Raw genomic sequence first — 23,195 nt, 5'->3', positions numbered from 1 at the left:
TGATTTGGAAAGGGAATCCCCAAGCCCCATATAGGGCAACAGCGCGAAACAAAATCCGGCTGGCCCTCACTGGCCCCGGCCGGCAACATGACGCGCGTCGAATACCAACCAAGAGAATGACAACGATGAAGCGCTTTCTCAGCCTTGCCATGGCCTTCTGTGTCGCCGTGACGCTCAGCCTCGACGTCAACGCCGCCAAACGTTTCGGTGGCGGCAAGAGCATGGGCTCGGCGCCGAGCCACCAGACCCGCCAGGCGCAACCTTCCGCCGCCCCGACCTCCCCCACCGCGGCGCCCGCCGCTGCCGGTGCTGCCGCTGGCGCAGCCGGTGCCGCCGCCAAGAGCGGCGCTTCGCGCTGGCTCGGCCCGCTGGCCGGCCTGGCCGCCGGTGGCCTGCTCGCCTCCATGCTGATGGGCGACGGCTTCCAGGGCATGCAGTTCCTCGACATCCTGATCATCGCGCTGATCGCGTTCATCGCCTTCCGCTTCATCGCGTCCCGTCGCCGCCAGCAGCAGGGTCACCAACCCGCCATGGCCGGCCGCGCGCCGATGCAGCGTGAAATGTCCGCCGCGCCGCCGTCGATCTTCGGCGGTGCCGCGCGCCCGGTGATGGACACCCGCCCGGTGATCAACGCGCCGAGCTGGTTCGATGAAGCCCGCTTCATCGGCGCCGCCCGCGAGCACTTCATGGCGCTGCAACAGCACTGGGATGCCAACGAGATGGACAAGATCGCCGAGTTCGTCACCCCGCCGATGCTGCAGTTCCTCAAGCAGGAGCGCGCCGACCTGGGCGACGGCTACCAGTCCACCTACATCGACAACCTCGATGTGCAGCTCGAAGGCGTCGACGACAACGCCGAGAAGACCATCGCCACCCTGACCTTCAGCGGCGTGTCGAAGACCTCGCGCTTCGACCAGGGCGAGCCCTTCAGCGAAAGCTGGCGCATGGAACGTGCCCAGGGCGAGAACCAGCCCTGGCTGGTGGCGGGCATCCGTCAGAACTGATCCTGCGCGCAACACTGAAAAAGCCCGGCCTTGGCCGGGCTTTTTCGTTTCTCGGGGAAATCCAGCGCGATGACCTTCCCTCACCCCAGCCCTCTCCCAGAGGGAGAGGGGGCCGTTCAGTGTGATCGGCAAGAGGACGCTTTCCCAGCCAACCGCCCGTCCGGACGCCGCCACGGCAGTGCTCTTGCGCCAAGTGCCGGCTACTACTGTATAAAGCGCGCCATTCGTCGAATGTAGAGAGGCCCCGCCTGTGGAAGATGTGATCGAGAAACTGCGTGAAGCGAACGAACCGGTTCCCGTCCCGCTGGAATTGCCGGACGAAGAGCTGCTGGTGGAAATCGAAGAAGCCCTGCTGATTGGCATTCCGTCGGAATTTCGTGAGTTCCTGCTGCAGGTCAGCGACGTGATTTATGGCCGTCTGGAGCCGGTCACGGTGACCGATTCGCACTCCCACACCTACCTGCCAGAGGTGGCTGCCGTGGCCTGGTCGATGGGCCTTCCGCGCGAGCTGATCCCGCTCTGCGCCGATGGTGACGACTACTACGCGGTGGCCGAGGACGGCGAAGTGGTGCTCTGGGCCGACGGCGAACTCACCGAGGAAACCTGGGACTCGGTGTGGACCTGGGCACGCGACGTATGGCTCGACACCTGATCCGAGACTTCGGAATTTCCTGACACTTCGATGGTCTCACTGGCAACTCACCGTACCTTCGGCCCTTTTGCTGTCCAGGCCAGGCACGATGCCTTGTTGTGGAGATGCTATGAAGTTCAAAGCCCTGTTCACCTGCCTGTTGCTGCTCGGCCTCGCCGGTTGCGCCGACAAGGCCGTGGTGACGCTGCAGGATGGCAGCGAAATCCTGGTGAAGGATCACTCTGATTACGACAAATACAATGACTACTACGAATTCGAGCAGCTCAATGGCGACACCATCCTGATCAAGAAGGACAACGTCCGCTTCATCAAGACGCCCTGAGCGCCGACACGGTGAGACGCCGATCAGCCAGGAGGTGAGCGCAGCGCTCGCGCTCCGGACTGTTCCTATCCGCTTCGCTGCGGGGCCTAGCGCACCCCCAGCCGTCCCCCGCTCTCCAGTTCGAGCAGATTGAGCAGGTACTGGCCGCAGTAGCCCAGGTCCTGCTCGATGGCTTTGCGCGCGCCCGCGCCATCGCCACGCTCCAGGGCGCGCAGCGCGTCTTCGTGGAAGTCGTTCAGGCGCAGCGACAGGTCGGCCTCGGTGAACAGGCGGTTGAAGAACGGCCCGACCTGCAGCCAGAGCGCCTCGATCATGCGCAGCAGGGTCGGGTTGCCGCAGGCGCTGTAGAGCGTGAGGTGGAACAGGCTGTTGGCGTCGAGGTAGCCCTGCACGTCACGGGCGTTCAACGCGTGCTCCATACGCTCGGTGCATTCGCGCAGCACCTCCATCTCGGCCGGACGCAGATGCCTGGCCGCATCCTCCACCGCCAACCCCTCCAGTGACTGCCGCACCTGCAGGATCTGCAGGTAGCGCTCGCGGGTCATCACCGGCACCCGCAGCGAGCGCTGCGGCTCGCCTTCGAGCGCGCCCTCGGCGACCAGCCGCTGCAAGGCGGCGCGCACGGGCATCGGGCTTGTGCCCCACTCCTGCGCCAGATCGCGGATCTTGAGCCGCTCGCCGGGCTGGAACCGCCCGGAGAGCAGAGCCTGGCGCAGGTTCAGGTACAGCTGTTCCTGAAGGTTGTCGGCCATCGCAGATCACTCCCGGCCGGCCGGCGGCGCCGGCAGTTGGGCGAAGGTCAGGCTGCAGTTGTGGGTCATCTCGCTATCCTCGTTTTCCGGCAGTGACTTGGAAAGTCACTGCCGTTCTGTGATCACAAAACCTGTTGACAACCAGATTAACAGTTGAATATCGACATGTATTGACTTTTTTGTGATCACAAATAGAAGATGTGCAAAAAAACACACGAGGTGTGCAACATGACCGCCAGCGGAATCGCCCAACAGGCCGTTGATCTCTTCACCGCCCGTGAGCGCCAGCGCTTCCTGGAACAGAACCCCAAGTCCGTCGCCCTCGCCGAGCGCGCGCACAAGTCGCTGTACGCCGGCGTGCCGATGCACTGGATGGCTGACTGGTCCACGCCTTGCCCGCTGTTCGTCGAGCACGCCCAGGGTGCCCGCTTCTACGACGTGGACGGCCATGACTACGTGGACTTCTGCCTGGGCGACACCGGCAGCATGTTCGGCCACTCGCCGGCGCCGATCGCCCGCGCCCTGGCCGAGCAAGGCGCCCGCGGCCTTACCACCATGCTCCCCGGCGAAGATGCGGTGGTCTGCGGCGAGCTGCTTGCCGCGCGTTTCGGCCTGCCCTACTGGCAGGTGACCGCCACCGCCACCGACTCCAACCGCTACGTGCTGCGCTGGGCCCGCGCGGTCACCAAGCGCAAGACCCTGCTGGTGTTCGACGGCTGCTACCACGGCACCGTGGACGACGTGATGGTGCGCTACCGCGACGGCGAGACCGTGCACCGCTCCGGCCTGGTCGGCCAGGCCTACGACCTGACCCAGCACAGCCGCTCCATCCCCTTCAATGACGTCGAGGCGCTGGAAGCCGCGCTGGCCCAGGGCGACGTCTGCGCCCTGCTGTGCGAGCCGGCGATGACCAACATCGGCATGGTCCTGCCCGATCCGGGCTTCATGCAGAAGTGCCGCGAACTGACCCGCAAGTACGGTTCGCTGCTGATCATCGACGAAACCCACACCATCTCCACCAACATCGGCGGCTGCACCAAGCTGTGGAACCTCGACCCGGACTTCTTCGTGGTCGGCAAGCCGATTGCCGGCGGCGTGCCCTGCGGCATCTTCGGCTGCAGCGCGGAGATGGCCGAACGCATGGCCGCCTCGCGCAAGAGCGCCCAGGAAGACAGCCATGGCCACGGCCACAGCGGCATGGGCACCACCCTCTCGGCCAACGCCCTGGCCATGCACTGCATGCGCGCCAACCTGGAACAGGTGATGACCCAGGCGGCCTACGACCACATGCTGCCGCTGGCCAAGCGCCTGGCCGACGGCTTCCGCACGCTGATCGCCAAGCACGAGCTGAAGTGGTCGGTGACCGAGCTGGGCGCGCGCAGCGAGTTCCAGTTCTGCCCCGTCTCGCCGCGCACCGGCGCCGAGGCCGAAGCGGCCTTCCATGACGAGCTGCAGATGGCCCTGCACCTGTACCTGATCAACCGCGGCATCCTGATCACGCCGTTCCACAACATGACTCTGTGCTGCCCGGACACCACCGCCGCAGACGTGGATCGCCTGATCGCGACGCTGGATACGGGCATCACCGAGCTGCTGGCCATCCCCGGCGCGCGCGAGGCCTGATCGCTACACCTGACCCTGTAGGAACGAGGGGGGCGCCTAGCCCTTGCTCGCGAACGCTCTTCTGCGATTCAGCTGCAGGGTTGGTTCGCGAGCAAGCTCGCTCCTACACAAGAGACAATCCGGCGCCGAGCGCCACCGAGGACTACCATGCAATTCGCCGATCGAAAGGAAGCCGAAGCCTTCCTCGCCGCCCACCCGGATGTGCGCAGCATCGAACTCTTCATCATCGACTCCAACGGCATCCCGCGCGGCAAGCTGCTGCACCGCGACGAGCTGCTGGCGATCTACGACAACGGCCGCCCGCTGCCCAGTTCGATCCTCGCGCTGACCGTGCAGGGCGAAGACGTCGAAGGCACCGGCCTGGTCTGGGAAGTCGCCGACGCCGACTGCTGGACCTACCCGCTGCCCGGCAGCCTGACCCTGCAACCCTGGCGCGCCAGCCCCACCGGCCAGCTGCAGGTGAGCATGCACCCGACCCAGGGCCTGCCGGCCACCCCGGCCGACCCGCGCCAGGCGCTGAGCCGCGTGGTCGACCGGCTGAAGGCCGACGGCTTCCACCCGGTGATGGCGGTGGAACTGGAGTTCTACCTGCTGGACAAGCAGCGCGACGCCAACGGCCGCCCGCAACCCGCGCTGCAGATGAACGGCACCCGCCCGGAGGCGCCGCAGGTCTATGGCGTCTATGAACTGGAACAGCTGCAGCCGTTCCTCGATGACCTCTACGCCGCCTGCGAAGTACAGGGCCTGCCGGTGCGCACGGCGATTTCCGAATACGCGCCGGGCCAGGTCGAGCTGACCCTGGAGCACCGCTTCGACGTGATGCAGGCCATCGACGAAGGCGTGCGCTACAAGCGCCTGGTGAAGGGCGTGGCGAACAAGCACGGACTGCAGGCCTGCTTCATGGCCAAGCCGTTCGGCGACCGCGCCGGCAGCGGCATGCACCTGCACGTCAGCCTGGCTGACGAGCAGGGCAACAACCTCTACGCCAGCGAAGACATCCACGGCACCCCGCTGCTGCGCCACTCCATCGGCGGCATGATGGCGCGCCTGCTGGATTCCCTGGCGATCTTCTGCCCCAACGCCAACTCCTTCCGCCGCTTCCAGGCCAACAGCTACGCGCCGCTGGCCAAGAGCTGGGGCGTGAACAACCGCACCGTGTCCTTCCGCGTGCCCGGCGGCCCGGCCAAGAGCCGGCACATCGAGCACCGCATCTGCGGCGCCGATGCCAACCCCTACCTCGCGGCGGCGGCGATCCTCGCGGCCATCCACGAGGGCATCCGCGAGCAGATCGATCCGGGCGCGCCCATCGTCGGCAACGGCTACGAGCAGGCCACCGAATTCCTGCCCACCGACTGGCTCACCGCGCTGCGCGCCCTGGAGTCCTCCACCTGGGCCCGCGAGGCGCTGGGGGAGGAATTCCTCAAGGTGTTCCTGGCGATCAAGTGGGAGGAATACCGCCAGTTCATGGGCGAGGTCGGCGAGCAGGACTGGCGCTGGTATCTGCATCACGCCTGATTCGCACGGGACGGGCGAGGTGAAAGCCTCGTCCGTCGTCGTTTCCGATCGTGGATAACTGCCAGTGGATTCCCCTCGCCTTGTGGATAACTCCCGCGCTCTGGCGCGGGGTTTCCGACACACGAAAGACTTACGAAAAATTTACCCTGGCAGAGTGAAGAATCTGGTCTTTTCTTGGTCTGTAATTGCACGGGGCGCGGGTGCGTCCCGTCGTCGAAACGGCGACCGCCGGTACTGCCTGCCGGCCGCCGTCCTCTCTTAGGCAGGGAGAACCCGTAGACAATGAGCACTCCTGTCGTACTGATCACCGGCGCCGCCGGTGGCCTCGGAAAAGCCATCGCCAAACGCTTCGCCCAGAGCCACTGGCGCATCGCCGCCACCGACGTCGACCGCGCCGGCCTGCATGCGCTGAACGCCCAGGTTCCGCTGGACGCCACCGCCGTGGGCGACCTCAGGCGGGCCGACAACTGCCACAGCCTGGTCTCCGACATCCTCGCCCGCACCGGCCGCCTCGACGCCCTGGTGAACGCCGCCGGCGTCTGGCGCGAAGGTCCGGTGGAGGACTTCAACGAGGACGACTTCGATCTGGTGCTGGGCGTGAACCTCAAGGCCGCCTTCTACATGTGCCAGGCCGCGACGCCTTATCTGAAGGAAAACCACGGCTGCATCGTCAACATCTCCAGCGACTCCGGCCGCCAGGCCTATCGCGGCTCCGCGGCCTACTGCGCGAGCAAGGCGGCGCTGACCATGCTCACCCGCACCCTGGCGCTGGAACTGGCCGAGTCGGGCGTGCGGGTCAACGCCATCTCCCCGGCCGACATCGCCACGCCCATGCTCGACTACCAGGCCGAGCGCTACGGCCAGGGCAACCCGGACGCCTACAAGCGCGCGCTGCTGAAGGATTATCCACAGGGCAAGGTGTCGCGCTTCATCCGCCCCGAAGAAGTCGCCGAACTGGTCTGGTACCTCTGCAAGCCGGAATCCGAAGCCATCACCGGCGCGGACCTGGCGATCGACTTCGGTCTCTCGGCCGGACGCTGACCCAGGCAATGGACGGGCGGCGCAAGGCCGCCCGCTCCCTTCGATGAGTTTCCCTGGCGGTCCTCGCCAATGGGTTGTATAGAAAAAACTGTGTCGTCAGTCCCGCCCCGGTGCGTCCAGAGTGGGTCCCTTTTCCATTCGCCACAGAGAACAGCATGGAACCCGGCAACCACCAGCTCAGCATGACCGTCCTGATGACCCCCGACATGGCCAACTTCTCCGGCAATGTCCACGGCGGCACCCTGCTCAAGTACCTCGACGAAGTCGCCTACGCCTGCGCCAGCCGCTACGCCGGCCACTACGTCGTCACCCTGTCGGTGGATCAGGTGATCTTCCGCGAGCCGATCCACGTCGGCGAACTGGTCACCTTCCTCGCCTCGGTGAACTACACCGGCCGCACCTCCATGGAGATCGGCGTGAAAGTGGTCACCGAGAACATCCGCGAGAAGTCCGTGCGCCACACCAACAGCTGCTTCTTCACCATGGTGGCGCTGGACGATGAGCGTAAACCGACGCTGGTCCCGCAGCTGGAGCCGCAGACCAAGGACGAGAAGCGCCGCTTCGCCCAGGCCCAGCAACGCCGCCAGCTGCGCCAGGAGCTGGAACAGCGCTACAAGGCAATTCGCGACGAATGACAGACGATCGCGACATTTCTTGATAAGAATTGCCTGTGTCGCGAAAAAAATCTGTTGCGTCAACGAGTTACTCTTGCGTGAAAGCAATGTAGGAAATCATTCCAGCGCCTAGAGTTTTCGTACGCGGGTTTGCCCCCGTGATCCACCTTCGAGCAATCCGAGCCACCGGTTCGGGTTGCTCCCTGCGTGCCCGGAGCCCAGACCATGCATCACACGCCCCTGCTTACCACCCTCGCCGTCGGCTTCGTGCTGGCCTTCGTCCTTGGCGCCCTGGCCAACCGCCTGCGCATCTCGCCGCTGGTGGGCTACCTGGTCGCCGGCGTGCTGGCCGGCCCCTTCACCCCCGGTTACGTCGCCGACCAGGCGCTGTCCGGCGAAATCGCCGAACTCGGCGTGATCCTGCTGATGTTCGGCGTCGGCCTGCACTTCTCGCTGAAGGATCTCTTGTCAGTGAAAGCCATCGCCATCCCCGGTGCGGTGGTGCAGATCGGCGTCGCCACCCTGCTCGGCATGGGCCTGGCCTGGGCGATGGGCTGGCAGTTCGGCGCCGGCCTGGTGTTCGGCCTGGCGCTGTCGGTGGCCAGTACCGTGGTCCTGCTGCGCGCCCTGGAACAGCGCCAGCTGATCGACACCAAGCGCGGCCGCATCGCCATCGGCTGGCTGATCGTCGAGGACCTGGCGATGGTCCTCACCCTGGTGCTGCTGCCGGCGCTGGCCGGTTCCCTGGGCGGCACCTCCGACGGCAACGAGGGCGGCGTGCTGATGCCGATCCTGCTGACCCTGGGCAAGGTCGCCGCCTTCGTCGCGGTGATGATCCTCGGCGGCCGGCGCATCGTGCCCTGGGCCCTGGAGCGCGTGGCCAAGACCGGCTCGCGCGAGCTGTTCACCCTGGCCGTGCTGGCCATCGCCCTGGGCATCGCCTACGGCTCGGCGGTGATCTTCGGCGTGTCCTTCGCCCTGGGCGCCTTCTTCGCCGGGATGATCCTCAACGAGTCCGAGCTGAGCCACGAGGCGGCGGAAAACTCGCTGCCGCTGCGCGACGCCTTCGCCGTGCTGTTCTTCGTCTCGGTGGGGATGCTGTTCAACCCGGCCATCCTGGTCCAGGAGCCGCTGCCGGTGCTGGCCACCTTCCTGGTGATCGTGTTCGGCAAGTCCGTGGCGGCGTACGTCATCGTGCGGTTGTTCGGCCATCCCAACAGCACCGCGCTGACCATCGCCGCGAGCCTGGCGCAGATCGGCGAGTTCTCCTTCATCCTGGTCGGCCTGGGCGTCAGCCTGCACCTGCTGCCCGAGGCGGGACGCGATCTGGTGCTGGCCGGGGCGATCCTGTCGATCCTGGTCAACCCGCTGCTGTTCATCGCCATCGACCGCCTGCAGGCGCGCCAGGCGCAGAAGGCCGAAAGCGAGCCGGGCGTGGTGCAGGTAGAGGCCCAGGACCTGCCGCCGCCGGTGCTGGAGCATGACCACGCCATTCTCATCGGCCACGGCCGGGTCGGCGCGCTGGTCAGCGAGCGCCTGCGCCAGGACAAGGTGCCGCTGGTGGTGATCGAGGACAAGCGTGAGAAGGCCGCCGAGTTGCGCGAGCAAGGCCTCTGCGTGGTGGTGGGCAACGCCGCCCATCCCGAGGTACTGGCCCAGGCCAACATCGCATCGGCGCGGTGGCTGCTGATCGCCATCCCCAACGGTTTCGAGGCCGGGACCATCGCCAGCCACGCGCGGGCGATCAACCCGCAGCTGAACATCGTCGCCCGCGCCCACTTCGATGCCGAGGTGGACTACCTGGAGCAGAACGGCGCCAACCTGGTGATCATGGGCGAACGGGAAATCGCCCGTGGCATGGTCGAGCGGGTGGAGCGTCAGGGGGTCGAAAGGGCCGTCAGCGACGACGCGTTGCCGCAGTCGGCCTGAGGCCTGGTACCGGGCTTGCCCTCACCCCAGCCCTCTCCCGGAGGGAGAGGGAGCCGTTCGGCATTCTGTGGATATATCGGAGTCAGCCGACGAACTTCGCTATACCCGCACACTCAGGACAGTCCCCTCTCCCTCCGGGAGAGGGTTAGGGTGAGGGGAAAGCTCAGCGCAGGACTTCCCCAGAAACTCGCTCAACTCACCCCAGCTTCACCGCCTCGAACTTCACCCGCGGATGCGCAATGCGATCCTGCGCCCGCACCAGTTCCAGCTCGTAGCTGCCGCAGGCCTGGGTCTCCAGCAGCACCTCATGCACGGCGGCGGCGCAGAATTCGAAGGCGCTGCGTAGGTCGTCGCCCAGCAGCAAGCGGGCGAGGAACAGCCCGGAGGTGAGATCGCCCACCCCCACCGGCTGGCGCGGGAAAGCCAGCAGCGGACGGCGCAGATGCCAGGTCTCGCCCGGCGTCACCAGCAGCATCTCGAAGGCGTCCGCCGGCTTGCCCGGATAGTTCAGGTGCTTCACCAGGACTGCCTTCGGGCCGCGCTCCAGCAGGCCGCGCGCCATGGCCACGCAGTCTTCCAGCGAGGTCGGCTGGCGGTCGCAGAAGCTGTCCAGTTCAAGCTGGTTCGGGCACAGGTAGTCGGCCACGGCGGCGGCTTCGTTGAGCAGGAACTCGCCGACTTCCGGGGCGACGATGCAACCCTTCTCCGGATGGCCCATCACCGGGTCGCACAGGTACACCGCGCGCGGGTTCACCTCGCGGATACGGCGTACCACTTCGAGGATCGAACGCCCCTGCTCCGCGCTGCCCAGGTAACCCGACAACACCGCATCGCAGTTGCCCAGTTCGCCGATGGCGGCGATGCCGTCGACCAGCGCGGGAATCTGCTCCGGCGGCAGCACCTGGCCGGTCCAGTGACCATACTGAGTATGGTTGGAGAACTGCACGGTATTCAGCGGCCAGACGTTGACCCCGACGCGGCGCATGGGGAACTCCGCGGCGCTGTTGCCGGCATGGCCGAAGACGACGTGGGACTGGATGGCGAGAACGTGGGGAGTGCGCGACATAACGGTGTCCTGCTACGGAATGGGGCAGTATGGGGCGCAATTCAGACGCTGTGAACATCCGCCCCTCGCCGCCCGGCGGCGGAGTGAGTAAGCTGGTGCGCCGATTCCGAGGAAGTTGAAGTGGACCTGGGCAATCTTTTCGTCTTCATGCTGGCTGTAGCGGCTGCCGCCTGGTGGTGGCGCGCCCATGGCATCCGCGAGCGTGCGCTGGTCCTGGCCAAGCAGCACTGCGCGCGCGAGGGCGTGGAACTGCTCGACGAAGCCATGGCCCTGCAGCGCATCCGCTTCCGCCGCGACGGTCGCAACCACCTGCGCCTGGCCCGCGAATACGCTTTCGAGTTCACCGCCACCGGGCAGGAACGCTACGCCGGGACCATCCGCATGTTCGGCCATTACCTGGGCCGCATCGAGCTGGCGCCGTTCCGCATGGCACCCGAGCCGCGCGCCAGCGTCGTGCCGGTTGCGACCTTCAACCCGGTCGATGACGAGATCGTCGACGCGGTGTTCGACGAGAGCCCGCCGCCGCGCCCCAAGGCCGAGGTCGTGCGCCTGGATGAATGGCGCCGGGCGCACCAGGACAAGAAGGTCGGCGACTAGAGCTGGGCGCGGATCCTGCGCCAGTCCTTTTCCACCGCCGCCGTCATCGCCCTTCGCAACATCCAGCAACGCCCACGGTGCCAGGGCGAGTGCCGGCGCTTCTGGTTGCGCCGGCAGGCCTCGAACAGCCAGTCCGGATCGAAGCCCTCCCACACGCCCACCGTCACCCAGGCGTTGCTCCAGACCACCGGCGCCACTTCCAGGCGGTAGATCGCCTCCAGCTCTGCCACGGAAAAGCCGCTGATCGCCAGGGTCTTCGCGATGGCAGCACGACCGGACTTGTCCAGCTCGGTGTCCAGCCACAGCTCGGACAGCGCCAGCCAGACGGACTCGCGGGCCGGGTCGCTCATTCGTGGCCCAGCAGGAAGCGCGAAACGCGCTCGGCGCTGTCCTCGGGGAATTCCTGCATGAAGCAGTGCCCGCCATCGACGCATTGCCCGCTGATCGCCGGGTTGCCCGCACACCAGCGCGCCACCGCCTTGGGCACGAAGGGGTAGGTGTGCTCGCCGAACAGCACCTGGGTCGGCGTCACCACCTTGTTCAGCGACGGCCACAGGCGCTTGGGGAAGGAGCTGAAGATTTCCGCCTCGCGGCTGGGCCGGCATTTCAGCTCGACGCCGCCCTCCACCGTCTTCATCGCGTGCTCGACGTAGGCCCACAGCGCCGCGTCGGTCCAGCCCTTGAAGATGCCCCGACCGTGCAGGCCGGCGTAGGCGGCCTCGCGGTCCGGCCACTGGCTGCGCCGCGCGCGCGCCTTCTGCACCATGGTGCGGCGCTGGTGCAGGCCGAGCACCTCGGAGAGCGCCATCACGCCGATCATCGCCGGGGTGAACAGCACCGGGTCGAGCAGCACGGCGCGGCGGAACAGCTGCGGATGACGCCCCAGGATCAGGCTGGTCAGCACGCCGCCGAAGCTGTGCCCGCAGGCGTAAGCCGGTACTTCACCGAACACCCCGCGTCCGGCCTCGAAGGCTTCCACCGCCATCTCGGCGTTGCGGTTCCAGCCGTGGAAGCGCCCGCCATGGTCGCTGTCGCCGTGGCCCTGGACATCGCACAGCCAGAGGTCGAAATCCTTCGCCAGCAGTTTCAGCATTGGCTCATAGGCGCGGGTGCAGAAACCGTTGCCATGAAGAAAGTGCAACAGCGGCTTGCCGCTGGGCTCGCTGCGCCAGCCGCGCAGGGTGAAACCGGCGGACCCTTCGTGGGTCCAGGACAACAACTGCATGGATGCGTCTCCGTCAGGACGCCCGCAGTGTAACGAGGCGGCCGGGCGCCGAACCAGTGCGACAACATGCTATCGTCGCCGTCCTATGCTCGACTTGCTTCGAAAATGCCGTTTCCCCGCCCCCTTCGCCTCGCTCTGATCAGTCTGCTCCTGCTGGCCGGCCTGCTGCTGCCGGCGTACTGGGCGGGCGAGCAGGCGCGGCAGCGGGCGCTGCTCGCCGAGGCGGAAGCGGCCCATGAGCAGCTCGGTCTCTACGCCAATTCCCTGCACACCCTGATCGAGCGTTTCCGCAGCATTCCGGCGGTACTCGCCCTCGACCCCGACCTGCGCAGCGCCCTGCAAGGCCCGGTGACCGGCGAGCTGCAACACCGGCTCAACCTCAAGCTGCAACAGATCAATGCCGCGGCGCGCTCCTCCACCCTGGAAGTGCTCGACCGCGAAGGCCTGGCGGTGGCGGCGAGCAACTGGGACCTGCCGACCAGCTACGTCGGCCACAACTACAGCTTCCGCCCCTACTTCCGCCAGACCATCGCCCAGGGCGCCGGGCGCTTCTATGCGGTGGGCGTGACCACCGGGATTCCCGGCTACTTCCTGTCCAACGCCGTGCGCGACGACGCCGGCAACTTCCTCGGCGCCATCGTGGTCAAGCTGGAGTTCCCCGACCTGGAGCACCAGTGGAGCCAGACCCCGGACGTGGTGCTGGTGAGCGACAGCAAGGGCATCGTGTTCCTCGCCAACCATCCGCGCTGGCGCTACCGCGAACTGCTGCCGCTGGACGCCGTGGCCCGCGCCGAACTGGCCGACACCCGCCAGTACCACCGGCAGCCACTGAGCGCCCTGCCCCACCATACCCTCCGGCGCCTGGGCGACAGCGCCCGGCTGGCGCGGGTGGAAGGCCAGGAAATCGACGGCGACTACCTCTGGCAATCGGTCGAGCTGCCCGAGGACGACTGGACCCTGCACCTGCTGCGCGATGCCCGCGGCGTCCAGTCCGACGTCACCAGTGCGCGCCTCGCCGCCGCCGGGGTCTGGCTGGCACTGGTGTTCCTGGTGCTCTGGCTGCAACAGAGGCGACGGCTCGCCCGCCTGCGCCAGCGCAACCAGGAAGAACTGGAGCAGCTGGTGGAGCAGCGCACCGCCGCCCTGCGCACCGCCCAGGACGGCCTGGTGCAGGCCGCCAAGCTGGCGGCATTGGGGCAGATGTCCGCGGCCCTCGCCCACGAGATCAACCAGCCGCTCACCGCCCAGCGCATGCAACTGGCCAGCGTACGCCTGCTGCTCGACGCCGGCCGCCAGGACGACGCCCGCACCGCGCTGCTGCGGGTGGATGAACTGCTGGAGCGCATGGCCGCGCTCACCGGCCACCTGAAGACCTTCGCCCGCAAGACCTCTGGCGGCCTGCGCGAGCGCATCGAACTCGGCCACGTGCTGGACCAGGCGCTGCACCTGCTCGCCGTACGCATCCGCGACGAGCGGGTGGAAATCGTCCGGTACCTGGACGAGCCGGCCTGGGTGCTGGGCGATGCGATCCGCCTGGAACAGGTGCTGGTCAACCTGCTGCGCAATGCCCTGGATGCGCTGGCCGGCATCGAGCACCGGCGGATCACCCTGAGCCTACGCCGCGAGGGCGACCACTGGTGCCTGGAGGTAGCCGACAACGGCCCCGGCATCGACGAGCAGAACCTCGCCAGCGTCTTCGACCCCTTCTTCACCACCAAGCCGGTGGGCGAAGGACTGGGCCTGGGGCTCGCGGTATCCTACGGCATCGTCCACGAACTCGGCGGCCGCCTGATCGCCACCAACCAGCCCTCCGGCGGCGCGCTGTTCCGCCTGAGCCTGCCCGCCGCCCCCGAAGAAAACCGAGCATGAGCCAGACCATTCTCTTCGTCGACGACGAAGCCGCCATCCGCGAAGCCGTGCAGCAATGGCTGCAACTCTCCGGCTTCGACGTGCGCCTGTGCAGCAGCGCCGACGAGTGCCTGAAGAGCGTGGCGCGCGAGCTGCCCGACGTGATCATCAGCGATGTGCGCATGCCCGGCACCGACGGCCTGGCCCTGCTCGAACGCCTGCAACAGCTCGACCGCGACCTGCCGGTGATCATGGTCACCGGACACGGCGACGTGCCCATGGCGGTGCAGGCGATGCGCCAGGGCGCCTACGACTTCATCGAGAAGCCCTTCACCCCCGAACGCCTGCTCGACAGTCTGCGCCGCGCCCTGGAGAAACGCCGGCTGGTGCAGGAGAACCGCCAGCTGCGCGAACAGGCGGCGCTCAAGGACCAGATCGAATCGCGCCTGCTGGGCGTGTCGCGGCCGATGGAAACCCTGCGCCGGCAGATCATGGCGCTGGCCGGCACCCCAGTGAACGTGCTGATCCGTGGCGAGACCGGCAGCGGCAAGGAGCTGGTCGCGCGCTGCCTGCACGACTTCGGCCCGCGCGCCGGCAAGCCCTTCGTCGCGCTGAACTGCGCGGCGATCCCCGAGCAGTTGTTCGAGACCGAACTGTTCGGCCACGAAAGCGGCGCCTTCACCGGTGCCCAGGGCAAGCGCATCGGCAAGCTGGAGCATTCCAACGGCGGCAGCCTGTTCCTCGACGAGATCGAAAGCATGCCACTGGCCCAGCAGGTGAAGCTGCTGCGGGTGCTGCAGGAGCAACAGCTGGAGCGCCTGGGCTCGAACCAGAGCATCAAGGTCGATCTGCGGGTGATCGCCGCGACCAAGCCGGACCTGCTGGAAGAAGCCCGCGCCGGGCGCTTCCGCGAGGACCTGGTGTACCGCCTGAACGTGGCCGAACTGCGCCTGCCGCCGCTGCGTGAGCGCCGCGAGGACATCCCGCTGCTGTTCGAACACTACGCGGGGCTTGCCAGCGAGAAGTTCGGCCGCGAAGCCGCACCGCTCTCGGCTACCGAGCTGGCCCGCCTGCTCGCCCACGACTGGCCGGGCAACGTGCGCGAACTGGCCAATGCCGCCGAGCGCCACGTGCTCGGCCTGGACCGCGACGATGCGCCCGTCGAGCCCGCCGGCAACGGCCTGTTCGAACGCATGGAAGCCTACGAGGCCCAGTGCATCCGCCAGGCGCTGGGCCAGTGCAAGGGCGACATCAAGGCGGTGATGGAGCTGCTCGGCCTGCCGCGCCGCACCCTCAACGAGAAGATGCAGCGCCACGGGCTGAGTCGCGGGGATTACCTGGGCGAGGACTGAGACCGGCCTTTGCGTCCCGGCAGCCAGCGCGTGCCGAGGCGGGCCCAGCCGGCGAGCAACAACAGCGGCCCGAGGATCGAGATCGTCACGACCAGGGGTAGCCCGATGGACGTCTGTGCGCGCATCAGGGCCTCATGGAACAGGACGTAGCCGAGCACGCCGATCAGCGCCGTGCACAGCAGCCAGCCAAGACCGATGGCCACGCCCGCCAGCAGGACGCGGCCGGCGGAATATCGAGGCAGCCAGTCGGGAAGACGCGTGTAGATACACAGCAGGACCAGGGCGGCGGGAAGCAACCACGCCAGCGCCTCCAGCGCAGTTCCCCAATACCCCATCCGGTTGAGCACGAAGAGACGCACCAGCCCCGAAAGCAGCTTTGCGGTGAACCCGGCAAAGGCAAGGGCAACCCCGAGCGCTACATGCATCCGCCGGATCGGCGGCGGCGCCTCCGTGGGCTGGCGCTCACAGCGTGAACGGGTGGCCGCCAAAACCATCCACAGGCAAATCAGGTACAGCACAAGCTGCACCAGGGCCCCGCCAAGCAGCGCTATCGGGATGACGACGAACGACTGGTCGCTGAGATCACCCAGCCAGAAGGCGAATTCCTGTATCGGCTGGACGAGAACCTTGCTGTAGAGCTGCTCCGCAGCCATCTGCAGCGCGAAAAACACCACCACGATGACCGCGAAGGGACGGAATCTCAGGATCCCGTGTCGCTCGCGCTGGGCCTGCATGAATAGCACCACCAGGGCACCACTGACGGCCAGCGACGACAGCCAGGTGCCGAGCTGCCCCGGCAGTGCCTGCAGCAGCCGCTCGGAGGGAGCACCGCTGGACCACTGCCACAGCGTCTCAAGCAACCGCGCGCCGATGCCGAGCAGGAACAGCGCGGCAACTGCGACATAGGGCTGCCAGAGCGCCGGTATGCGAGCGCGCGTTTCCTTTGCCGGCTCGGCCCGTGGGGTGATGAAGGGACTTTCCTGCACGCGGCGACATCCTGGGCGACTGAAGCGAAGCCCCATTATGCAGAGAGCCGTCGATCGAGGGCGAGGCGGCGATACGCCCGCCCGTGCCAGCTAGCGAGCCAGCTGGTCGGCGAAGAACCACCCCGTGCACCAGCGAGCCAGGGGCCAGAGCAGCGCCAGCAGCAGGATCGCCGGCGGCAGCAGATAGAGCGGCAGGCTGTTGGAGTTCAACGAGCTGTAGGCGGCGAAGGCCACCACCAGCGAGACCAGAATGATCGCCACGCCCCACAACGCCAGAAGCACCAGCGCGCAGGCCAGCACCCGCCCAGCCGCGAAGCGCGAGACCTGCGACGGCAGGCGCGTCTGCACTGCGGCCATGACGATGACGAAGGGCAGCAAACAACTACCCAGCACACCAATCGATTGCCAGGCATCACCGCTGAGGTATAGGTACATGGCTCCCTTCGCCACCATTGCGAGAGTCTTGTGGAGTAGGCCACTGAAACAGAGAGCGATACCCACTGCCACCTGCCAGCCCTCCACAGGCGCAGCCCTCGCAGGGCTGGCAAGTTCCGAACGCTGACGCGCAGCCCGCAGAACACACCACAGCGGAAGTATGCATCCAAGCGCCAAGCTCAAAAGGCTAACGGTCAGCGAATGCAGCACCATCCAGAACGAGCGTCCCTCCTGCTCCATCGCCCATTCGTAAAACGGCAAGCTGAAATAGGCAATGGCTGTGCCCACTCCAAGGCTGACCAACAGGTAGAGCCCGGCATAGGCAGCCAACAGGATTGCCTGCGGCTCGAAGCGTGCAATGCCATATCGCTCACGCTGCTGGTGAACCAGCAGGAGAACAGCGGCGGAATACAACAACATTCCGCCCGCCCAGTTGGCCGTCATCATCGGCAGGTAATCCAGTACGCGCTCCCGATGGCTCGCCAGTTCGCTCATCAATTGCCATCCAATATTGACGATGAAGACCAACGCAGACGCCACGGCCAGGGCGGCGATAAATAGATAGGGCTGATGGGTAGCGGCACTTGGCTGAGCTGGCGAGGGTAGAAGCTGCGCTGCTGGTGTGGAGAAAGGGTTTTCGTTAGTCATCTCGGCATCCTTGTCGAACCGCGCCGATTCCACCAGAAGCCATGAGCCGTTACCAGCACGTTGCGCGCGGGCAAAAAAAAGCCGCTGATAGCAGCGGCCTTGAGATAGACGTCGATTCGGAGCAATCACATATCGGCGTCGGGAAGCTTGCCGGCGGTGAGGCCGGGAACGGCGCTCCTCGAAAGCAGCGCTGTTGGGTCAAGTATATTGACCGATAAGACAGGAATACAGATCACTGGAGGCGAAAGACTGTTACAGCATCTGTAATAGTCGTCTTCCAGACGCAGGAAATGCAGGCAAAAAAACGCCGCATGTCTTATGCGGCGCAAGGTGTTGAGAAGCCCGGCTCACGCACCGGGCCTCCCGGGGGAAGTGGCCGATCAGGAATCGGCGCGGCTGTCGGCAGCGGCCTTGGCAGTCTGCTCGGCGGACTGGGCCTGCTGCTGGGCAATCACTGCTTCGTTGGCCTTGACCATCTTGTCGGTCATCAGGCGCGATTCTTCGGCGAAGCTCAGCTGGGTGAAGGACAGCGTGCAAACGGACAGCAGGGCAGCAACATAAAGCGAACGGGACATGATGAAGATCCTTTCTGAACACCCGGTTGGTCGGGGTTGGAGAAAGGTTACGGCGCAACAGTGGGTAGAAAAATAGCTAGCTAACCAACAAAGCATTGCCTAAAAAGCAACAATCGTCGGCAATCGTTCGAGAAGCCCGATATAGAGCACTGCGTGGCGACTTGTCGCAGTCCGGTGGCAGCTCAGGCCCAGTTGACGGGATCGTTGAGCGCCGCTTCGTCGTCTTCAAAGACCTTGGGCAGCTCCGCCTTGAGGAACTCCACCCAGGTGCGGATCTTCGCATCGAGGAAGCGCCGCGACGGGTACAGCGCGTAGATCTGCCGCACATGCAGGCTGTGCCGGGGCAGCACCCGCACCAGCGAACGCTTGCGCAGGGCCGGTGCTGCGACATAGCTGGGCAGCAGGCAGATGCCCATGCCGGCGGCGGCGGCGCCGGTGAGCGCCTCGGCCACGTTGACCATGAAGGTGTCGCGCGGGCGGATCACGCTGGCCTCGTTGCCCTCCTCGAAGGCCCAGCCCTCCGGGAAGGTCGGGTCCTGCAGGCGCAGGCACTGGTGCTGGTGCAGGTCGGCAACGCTCTGCGGGGTGCCACGGCGCTTGAGGTACTCGGGGCTGGCGCAGAGCACGCTGTAGATGGTGCCCAGGGTCTGGGCGACGAATTCGGAGTCGGGCAGCTCGCGGTCGCGGGTGATGACCACGTCCTGGCCTTCCTCGAGGATGTCCGGCTGGCGCTGGGCCAGGGTCAGCTCGATGTAAACCTCGGGGAAGGACTCGCAGTAGCGCGAGATCAGCGGGATCAGGTGCTGCTGCCCAAGGCCGGTGAGCGAGTGCACGCGCAGGCGGCCGCGCGGCTTGAGGTGCGCGCCGCTGGCCTCGGCCTCGGCTTCGTCGACATCCGCGAGGATTTCCCGGCAGCGCTGCAGGTAGCGCTCGCCGGTTTCGGTCAGCGCCAGGCGGCGGGTGGTGCGGTGCAGCAGGCGGGCTTCGAGCTGGGATTCGAGATCGGAGACGACGCGGGAGACCTGGGCTGTGGATAACCCCAGGGCGTTGGCGGCGGCGGTAAAGCTGCCGGCATCCACCACCCGGACGAAAGCCCGCATCGCGTGAAGTACGTCCATGGATTCCCCTGCTCATCCAGCTTGTAGGAAGCGACGACAATTGTTGTCTTCGCCGCAAAACTGAATCGCAGTATAGGGTCGTTTTTTACCGATTGTTACCACGTATAGTGCCGGCCAAGTCGCTGCAGCAACGTTGGGCATACCAGGCTCATCGTACGGCCGCCGATACACCAATCGACGGCCATCTCCCCCGCGCATACCTGGCTGCAGCGGCTGACTTTTTCTCCTGGGGCGGCCAATCTGCGGATGGCCGCCCTTTTTCGTTTCTGCCGGGTAAGTTCGGCGCGAGGGCGGTCCCCTCACCCCAGCCCTCTCCCCCAGGAGAGGGGGCAGTTCGTGCCGGCTGACACCACTGCTTCATCCTTCGCCGATCAGTCCCCTCTCCCTCAGGAGCGGGGCGCGCAGCCAGGGTTATGGTGAGGGCCGGCGGAATCTCCGGAGTATGCCGAGGTTCGCGAGCAAGGACTGGGCGTCCCCCTCGCTCCTACAGAAAAGCGGTCAGCGTGGCAGCGGGTAGAGGCGCTCGTCGAACTGGTCCAGACGCACGAACTCCAGCGGCTTGTCTTCGTCCAGATGCTGCAGGCGCTCCTGGTACTGGCGCAGGAAGTCCACGCGCGCGTCGTTGCTGATGTAGGGCACGTGCCAGGCGACGAAGGGCGGCAGCACGGTCATGCCGGTGTAGGCCAGGGTGCCGCGCAGGATCGGCCGCAGCATGTCTTCCAGCGGGCCGTGGATGGCGCCTTCGCCGAACATGTGGTCGCGCCCGCCGAGGGTCACGGTGACCAGCGCCTTCTTGCCCGCCAGGCCGCCCTGGTCGTAGAAGCGCTTGCCGCCATAGCAGATGCCCGAGACCAGTACGCGGTCGAACCAGCCCTTGAGGATGGCCGGCGCGGAGAACCAGTAGATCGGGAAGTTGAAGATCACCAGGTCCGCCCAGAGCAGCTTGTCCAGCTCGGCCTGGATGTCGGCGGCGATGGTCTGGCTCTTGGCGCCTTCGCGCTGCTCCAGCGCGTAGACGAGATAGTCCGGGTTGCTGCGCGCGCCGAAGTCGGCGGCGCTGGCCACCGGGTTCCAGTTCATCGCGTAGAGGTCGGAGACCTGCACTTCATGGCCCTGGCCGCGCAGGGTTTCTTCAGCGAGCTTGTACAGCGCGGTGCTGAAGGATTGCGGTTCGTTGTGGGCGTGGACGATCAGTACGTTCATGTGGATTCCTGACAAGTCGGTGAGCGGAACTGCGCTCACCCCTGCCCTCTCCCGGAGGGAGAGGGGGTCTGTTTAAAGCTGGATGGCCTTGAGCTCGACGAACTCGTGCAGGCCCTGCTCGCCCCATTCGCGGCCGTTGCCGGACTGCTTGTAGCCACCGAAAGGCGCACGGTAGTTGAAAGCACCGCCATTGACGAAGCATTGGCCGGCGCGCATCTGCCGGGCGAGCTTCAGGCCCTGCTCGCGGTCGCCCGCCCAGACGGCGCTGGACAGGCCGAACGGCGAGTCGTTGGCGATGGCGATGGCCTCGGCTTCATCGGCGTAGGGAATCAGGCAAAGTACCGGGCCGAAGATTTCCTCGCGGGCGATGCGCATCTGGTTGTTCACGCCGGCGAAGATCGTCGGCTGCACATAGTGGCCACGCTCCAGCCCGAACGGCCGCTCGACCCCGCCGCAGACCAATTGCGCGCCCTCCTCCTGGCCGACACGGATGTAATCCAGCACGGTGCGGCGCTGGCCGGCCGAGCACATCGGGCCGAGGAAGCTGTCGGCGTCCAGCGGGTCGCCCAGTTTCAGTGCTTCGGTTTCGGCGCGGGCGATCTCGACGGCTTCGGCGTAGCGATGGGCCGGCAACAGCATGCGGGTCAGAGCGGTGCAGGTCTGTCCGGAGTTGATCATCACGTCCTGCACGCCGTGGCGCACTGCGGCGGCCAGGTCGGCATCGGCGGTGATCAGGAAGGGCGACTTGCCGCCCAGCTCCAGGCACACGCGCTTGACCGTCGGCGCCGCGGCTTCGGAGACCTTCACGCCAGCGCCGGTGGAACCGGTGAAGGACACCATGTCCACGTCCGGATGCCGCGACAGCGCTTCGCCGACCTTGGAGCCGGGGCCGCTGACCAGATTGAACACGCCAGCCGGCAGGCCAATGGCGTGGACCATGTCGGCCAGCAGGAAGGCATGCAGCGGGGTGTCCTGGCTCGGCTTGACCACCACGGTGCAACCGGCGGCGAGCGCCGGGGCGAGCTTGCCGATCAGCTGGTGCAGCGGGTAGTTCCAGGGGTTGATGAAGGCGCAGACGCCCACCGCTTCCTTGACGATCAGCGAGTTGCCGACCTCGCGCACTTCATCCATGTGCGCGGCCATGGCGGCGTAGCTCTCCAGGCCCTCGATCGGCCCGTCGACCTGCACCATGCGGCACCACTGGATGGGCATGCCCAGCTCGGCGGTGATCAGCGCGGCCATCTCGTCGGCGCGGTTCTTCAGTTGTTCGGCGAGGGCGCGGATATAGCCGGCACGCACGTGGGACGGCGTCTGCGACCAGGCCGGGAAGGCGCGGCGCGCGGCGTCTACCGCGCGGTTCACGTCGGCTTCGCCGCCCAGCGGCACGCGGCCGACGCATTCCTCGGTGGCCGGGTTCTGCACCTCAGCCAGGCCTTGTCCTTGCGGCGCCACCCAGGCGCCGTCGATGTAGAGCTGCGTACGGTCATGCATAACGCTTTTCCTTCAACAGTTCGGCGGCGCACAGGGCGATGCGGCGGCAGGCTTCGCGCAGCGGCTCGGCGCCGAGCACCAGGCCGAGGCGGATGTGCCCGGCGGCGCTGGGACCGAAGGCTTCGCCGGCCAACACGGAGACGCCGTGGCGGTCCAGCAGCAGGTTGGAGAAGTCCTGGGCGGACAGGCCGGTGGCCCGGATGTCCACCATCACGAACATGCCGCCGTCCGGGCGCAGGGCGCGCACGCCGACGCAATCGGCCAGGCAGTCGATCACCAGGTCGCGGCGCTGGCGGTAGGCTTCGCGCATGGCGTCCAGCTCCGGCAGCTGGGCTTCCAGCGCGGTGCAGGCGGCGTCCTGGATGAAGTCCGGGGAGCCGTAGAGCATGCACAGGGCGAGGTTTTCCAGGTGCGCGCAGAGCTCCTTCGGGCCGACCACCCAGCCCACGCGCCAACCGGTCATGGCGTGGGATTTCGACAGGCTGTTGAGGGTCGCGGTGCGCTCGGCCATGCCCGGCAGGCTGGCGGGGCTGATGTGTTCGCCGTCGAACAGCAGCTCGCTGTAGACCTCGTCGGAGATCATCCACAGGTCATTTTTTACGCACAGCTCGGCCAGCTTTTCCCAGGTGGCGCGCGGCAGGCTGGCGCCGGAGGGGTTGTGCGGGCTGTTGATGGCCAGGGCGCGGGTGCGCGGAGTGATCAGCGCGGCAACGTCTTCGGCCTGCACGCGGAAGCCGTGCTCGGAGCGCACCGACACCGGGATGACCTTGGCGCCGCAGGCACCGAACACCGCTTCGTAGGTGACGTACATCGGCTCGGCGACGATCACCTCGTCGCCCGGATTGAGCACGCACTGCGCCACGGCATACAGCGCACACTGCGCGCCGGCCAGCACGACCACGTCATCGGCGGTGACGGCCTGGCCGCTGCGCTGGCTGTGGCGACGGGCGATGGCTTCGCGCAGCGAGCGCTTGCCGCGCACATCGGCGTAGTGGGTGTTGCCGGCCAGCAGGCTGTCGATGGCGGACTGGACGATGGGCACCGGGGTGTCGAAGTCGGGGTCGCCCACCGACAGCAGGAGGATGTCGTCGCCCTGCTCCATGCGCGCCAGGGCGCGGTAGTGGATGTCCCAGGCGGCGGCGCCGTCGCCGGCGATACGTTGGGTGAAGTTGGAATAGCGCATGGGATTCTCCTTGGAG

Annotated in this window: 22 protein-coding genes; 11 read left to right on the top strand and 11 right to left on the bottom strand. The window is 66.6% G+C overall.

Annotation, left to right across the window (positions count from 1 at the left end; translation table 11 throughout):
* The first annotated feature begins 125 nt into the window (after window positions 1-125).
* The 3 genes from ACNFBT_RS08345 (at window position 126) to ACNFBT_RS08335 (ending at window position 1,978) form a co-directional block, all read left to right on the top strand.
* Entirely contained in the window at window positions 126-1,004 is an 879-nt protein-coding gene (locus tag ACNFBT_RS08345; RefSeq protein ID WP_416748225.1) for a Tim44 domain-containing protein, read from the top strand.
* Between the two features lie 250 nt (window positions 1,005-1,254).
* Entirely contained in the window at window positions 1,255-1,656 is a 402-nt protein-coding gene (locus ACNFBT_RS08340) for an SMI1/KNR4 family protein (protein WP_416748224.1), read from the top strand.
* A gap of 109 nt (window positions 1,657-1,765) precedes the next feature.
* Window positions 1,766-1,978, top strand: coding sequence for a YgdI/YgdR family lipoprotein (locus ACNFBT_RS08335; protein ID WP_152227647.1), 213 nt, complete (start codon window positions 1,766-1,768; stop codon window positions 1,976-1,978).
* 86 nt (window positions 1,979-2,064) lie between these two features.
* On the opposite strand, the gene ACNFBT_RS08330 is transcribed toward ACNFBT_RS08335, so the two are convergent.
* On the bottom strand, window positions 2,065-2,730 hold the full coding sequence (locus ACNFBT_RS08330) for a GntR family transcriptional regulator (protein ID WP_416748222.1): 666 nt from the start codon (window positions 2,728-2,730) through the stop codon (window positions 2,065-2,067).
* A gap of 228 nt (window positions 2,731-2,958) precedes the next feature.
* Here ACNFBT_RS08330 and ACNFBT_RS08325 point away from each other — a divergent pair, with 228 nt between their 5' ends.
* From ACNFBT_RS08325 to ybaL, 5 genes are all read left to right on the top strand, one after another.
* Window positions 2,959-4,353 (top strand): aspartate aminotransferase family protein, encoded by a 1,395-nt coding sequence (locus tag ACNFBT_RS08325; protein ID WP_416748221.1) that lies wholly within the window; start codon window positions 2,959-2,961, stop codon window positions 4,351-4,353.
* Window positions 4,354-4,500: 147 nt separating this feature from the next.
* The gene (locus tag ACNFBT_RS08320; protein ID WP_416748219.1) at window positions 4,501-5,868 is read left to right on the top strand and encodes a glutamine synthetase family protein; all 1,368 of its coding nucleotides are present in this window, start codon (window positions 4,501-4,503) and stop codon (window positions 5,866-5,868) included.
* A gap of 282 nt (window positions 5,869-6,150) precedes the next feature.
* Window positions 6,151-6,909: an SDR family NAD(P)-dependent oxidoreductase gene (locus tag ACNFBT_RS08315; protein WP_416748217.1), complete on the top strand. Its 759-nt coding sequence runs from the start codon at window positions 6,151-6,153 to the stop codon at window positions 6,907-6,909.
* A 155-nt stretch (window positions 6,910-7,064) separates the two neighbouring features.
* Window positions 7,065-7,544, top strand: a complete 480-nt coding sequence (locus tag ACNFBT_RS08310) for an acyl-CoA thioesterase (protein ID WP_416748215.1) — start codon at window positions 7,065-7,067, stop codon at window positions 7,542-7,544.
* A gap of 204 nt (window positions 7,545-7,748) precedes the next feature.
* Window positions 7,749-9,452, top strand: coding sequence for a YbaL family putative K(+) efflux transporter (ybaL, locus tag ACNFBT_RS08305; RefSeq protein ID WP_416748213.1), 1,704 nt, complete (start codon window positions 7,749-7,751; stop codon window positions 9,450-9,452).
* Between the two features lie 196 nt (window positions 9,453-9,648).
* Here ybaL and pdxY read toward each other — a convergent pair whose 3' ends face one another.
* Complete coding sequence (gene pdxY / locus ACNFBT_RS08300) at window positions 9,649-10,518, bottom strand: pyridoxal kinase PdxY (RefSeq protein WP_416748211.1); 870 nt, start codon at window positions 10,516-10,518, stop codon at window positions 9,649-9,651.
* A gap of 120 nt (window positions 10,519-10,638) precedes the next feature.
* On the opposite strand from pdxY, the gene ACNFBT_RS08295 reads away from it, so the two are divergent.
* Window positions 10,639-11,115 carry a DUF3301 domain-containing protein gene (locus tag ACNFBT_RS08295; RefSeq protein WP_416748209.1) on the top strand — a complete coding sequence of 159 codons (477 nt, stop codon included), beginning with the start codon at window positions 10,639-10,641 and terminating at the stop codon, window positions 11,113-11,115.
* Here the strand turns inward: ACNFBT_RS08295 and ACNFBT_RS08290 are convergent.
* Both ACNFBT_RS08290 and ACNFBT_RS08285 read right to left on the bottom strand, forming a co-directional pair.
* Window positions 11,112-11,465 carry a hypothetical protein gene (locus ACNFBT_RS08290; RefSeq protein WP_416748207.1) on the bottom strand — a complete coding sequence of 118 codons (354 nt, stop codon included), beginning with the start codon at window positions 11,463-11,465 and terminating at the stop codon, window positions 11,112-11,114. The genes ACNFBT_RS08295 and ACNFBT_RS08290 overlap by 4 nt on opposite strands.
* Entirely contained in the window at window positions 11,462-12,340 is an 879-nt protein-coding gene (locus tag ACNFBT_RS08285; protein ID WP_416748205.1) for an alpha/beta fold hydrolase, read from the bottom strand. Before ACNFBT_RS08285 ends, ACNFBT_RS08290 begins: the two co-directional genes overlap by 4 nt.
* A 105-nt stretch (window positions 12,341-12,445) precedes the next feature.
* Here ACNFBT_RS08285 and ACNFBT_RS08280 point away from each other — a divergent pair, with 105 nt between their 5' ends.
* Both ACNFBT_RS08280 and ACNFBT_RS08275 read left to right on the top strand, forming a co-directional pair.
* Window positions 12,446-14,209: a sensor histidine kinase gene (locus ACNFBT_RS08280; protein ID WP_416748203.1), complete on the top strand. Its 1,764-nt coding sequence runs from the start codon at window positions 12,446-12,448 to the stop codon at window positions 14,207-14,209.
* Window positions 14,206-15,540, top strand: coding sequence for a sigma-54-dependent transcriptional regulator (locus ACNFBT_RS08275; RefSeq protein ID WP_416748201.1), 1,335 nt, complete (start codon window positions 14,206-14,208; stop codon window positions 15,538-15,540). Before ACNFBT_RS08280 ends, ACNFBT_RS08275 begins: the two co-directional genes overlap by 4 nt.
* Here the strand turns inward: ACNFBT_RS08275 and ACNFBT_RS08270 are convergent.
* The 7 genes from ACNFBT_RS08270 to ACNFBT_RS08240 form a co-directional block, all read right to left on the bottom strand.
* Window positions 15,522-16,526, bottom strand: coding sequence for a hypothetical protein (locus ACNFBT_RS08270; RefSeq protein ID WP_416748200.1), 1,005 nt, complete (start codon window positions 16,524-16,526; stop codon window positions 15,522-15,524). The two genes, ACNFBT_RS08275 and ACNFBT_RS08270, sit on opposite strands and share 19 nt — an antisense overlap.
* A gap of 90 nt (window positions 16,527-16,616) precedes the next feature.
* Window positions 16,617-17,609, bottom strand: coding sequence for a hypothetical protein (locus ACNFBT_RS08265; protein ID WP_416748198.1), 993 nt, complete (start codon window positions 17,607-17,609; stop codon window positions 16,617-16,619).
* 380 nt (window positions 17,610-17,989) lie between these two features.
* Window positions 17,990-18,184 carry a hypothetical protein gene (locus ACNFBT_RS08260; protein WP_416748196.1) on the bottom strand — a complete coding sequence of 65 codons (195 nt, stop codon included), beginning with the start codon at window positions 18,182-18,184 and terminating at the stop codon, window positions 17,990-17,992.
* A gap of 182 nt (window positions 18,185-18,366) precedes the next feature.
* Complete coding sequence (locus ACNFBT_RS08255; protein WP_416748194.1) at window positions 18,367-19,302, bottom strand: LysR family transcriptional regulator; 936 nt, start codon at window positions 19,300-19,302, stop codon at window positions 18,367-18,369.
* A 498-nt stretch (window positions 19,303-19,800) separates the two neighbouring features.
* Window positions 19,801-20,505 (bottom strand): NAD(P)H-dependent oxidoreductase, encoded by a 705-nt coding sequence (locus ACNFBT_RS08250; protein WP_275609378.1) that lies wholly within the window; start codon window positions 20,503-20,505, stop codon window positions 19,801-19,803.
* A gap of 72 nt (window positions 20,506-20,577) precedes the next feature.
* A complete protein-coding gene (locus ACNFBT_RS08245; protein ID WP_416748192.1) occupies window positions 20,578-21,996 on the bottom strand; it encodes an aldehyde dehydrogenase family protein in 1,419 nt (472 codons plus the stop codon).
* Window positions 21,989-23,179, bottom strand: coding sequence for a pyridoxal phosphate-dependent aminotransferase (locus tag ACNFBT_RS08240; RefSeq protein ID WP_416748190.1), 1,191 nt, complete (start codon window positions 23,177-23,179; stop codon window positions 21,989-21,991). The genes ACNFBT_RS08245 and ACNFBT_RS08240 overlap by 8 nt, the downstream gene beginning before the upstream one ends.
* Between the last annotated feature and the right edge of the window lie 16 nt (window positions 23,180-23,195).

The organism is Pseudomonas sp. NY15181 (genome assembly GCF_048068055.1).
Classification (GTDB): Bacteria; Pseudomonadota; Gammaproteobacteria; order Pseudomonadales; family Pseudomonadaceae; genus Pseudomonas.
This window is presented reverse-complemented; position numbering and strand designations above follow the sequence as displayed.

Coding starts and splice junctions, on each gene's coding strand:
- ACNFBT_RS08315 (WP_416748217.1), top strand. CDS start 6,151: ATGAGCACTCCTGTCGTACTGATCACCGGCGCCGCCGGTGGCCTCGGA.
- ACNFBT_RS08275 (WP_416748201.1), top strand. CDS start 14,206: ATGAGCCAGACCATTCTCTTCGTCGACGACGAAGCCGCCATCCGCGAA.
- ACNFBT_RS08320 (WP_416748219.1), top strand. CDS start 4,501: ATGCAATTCGCCGATCGAAAGGAAGCCGAAGCCTTCCTCGCCGCCCAC.
- ACNFBT_RS08290 (WP_416748207.1), bottom strand. CDS start 11,465: ATGAGCGACCCGGCCCGCGAGTCCGTCTGGCTGGCGCTGTCCGAGCTG.
- ybaL (WP_416748213.1), top strand. CDS start 7,749: ATGCATCACACGCCCCTGCTTACCACCCTCGCCGTCGGCTTCGTGCTG.
- ACNFBT_RS08285 (WP_416748205.1), bottom strand. CDS start 12,340: ATGCAGTTGTTGTCCTGGACCCACGAAGGGTCCGCCGGTTTCACCCTG.
- ACNFBT_RS08310 (WP_416748215.1), top strand. CDS start 7,065: ATGGAACCCGGCAACCACCAGCTCAGCATGACCGTCCTGATGACCCCC.
- ACNFBT_RS08330 (WP_416748222.1), bottom strand. CDS start 2,730: ATGGCCGACAACCTTCAGGAACAGCTGTACCTGAACCTGCGCCAGGCT.
- ACNFBT_RS08260 (WP_416748196.1), bottom strand. CDS start 18,184: ATGTCCCGTTCGCTTTATGTTGCTGCCCTGCTGTCCGTTTGCACGCTG.
- ACNFBT_RS08325 (WP_416748221.1), top strand. CDS start 2,959: ATGACCGCCAGCGGAATCGCCCAACAGGCCGTTGATCTCTTCACCGCC.
- ACNFBT_RS08345 (WP_416748225.1), top strand. CDS start 126: ATGAAGCGCTTTCTCAGCCTTGCCATGGCCTTCTGTGTCGCCGTGACG.
- pdxY (WP_416748211.1), bottom strand. CDS start 10,518: ATGTCGCGCACTCCCCACGTTCTCGCCATCCAGTCCCACGTCGTCTTC.
- ACNFBT_RS08280 (WP_416748203.1), top strand. CDS start 12,446: ATGCCGTTTCCCCGCCCCCTTCGCCTCGCTCTGATCAGTCTGCTCCTG.
- ACNFBT_RS08255 (WP_416748194.1), bottom strand. CDS start 19,302: ATGGACGTACTTCACGCGATGCGGGCTTTCGTCCGGGTGGTGGATGCC.
- ACNFBT_RS08250 (WP_275609378.1), bottom strand. CDS start 20,505: ATGAACGTACTGATCGTCCACGCCCACAACGAACCGCAATCCTTCAGC.
- ACNFBT_RS08240 (WP_416748190.1), bottom strand. CDS start 23,179: ATGCGCTATTCCAACTTCACCCAACGTATCGCCGGCGACGGCGCCGCC.
- ACNFBT_RS08265 (WP_416748198.1), bottom strand. CDS start 17,609: ATGACTAACGAAAACCCTTTCTCCACACCAGCAGCGCAGCTTCTACCC.
- ACNFBT_RS08335 (WP_152227647.1), top strand. CDS start 1,766: ATGAAGTTCAAAGCCCTGTTCACCTGCCTGTTGCTGCTCGGCCTCGCC.
- ACNFBT_RS08245 (WP_416748192.1), bottom strand. CDS start 21,996: ATGCATGACCGTACGCAGCTCTACATCGACGGCGCCTGGGTGGCGCCG.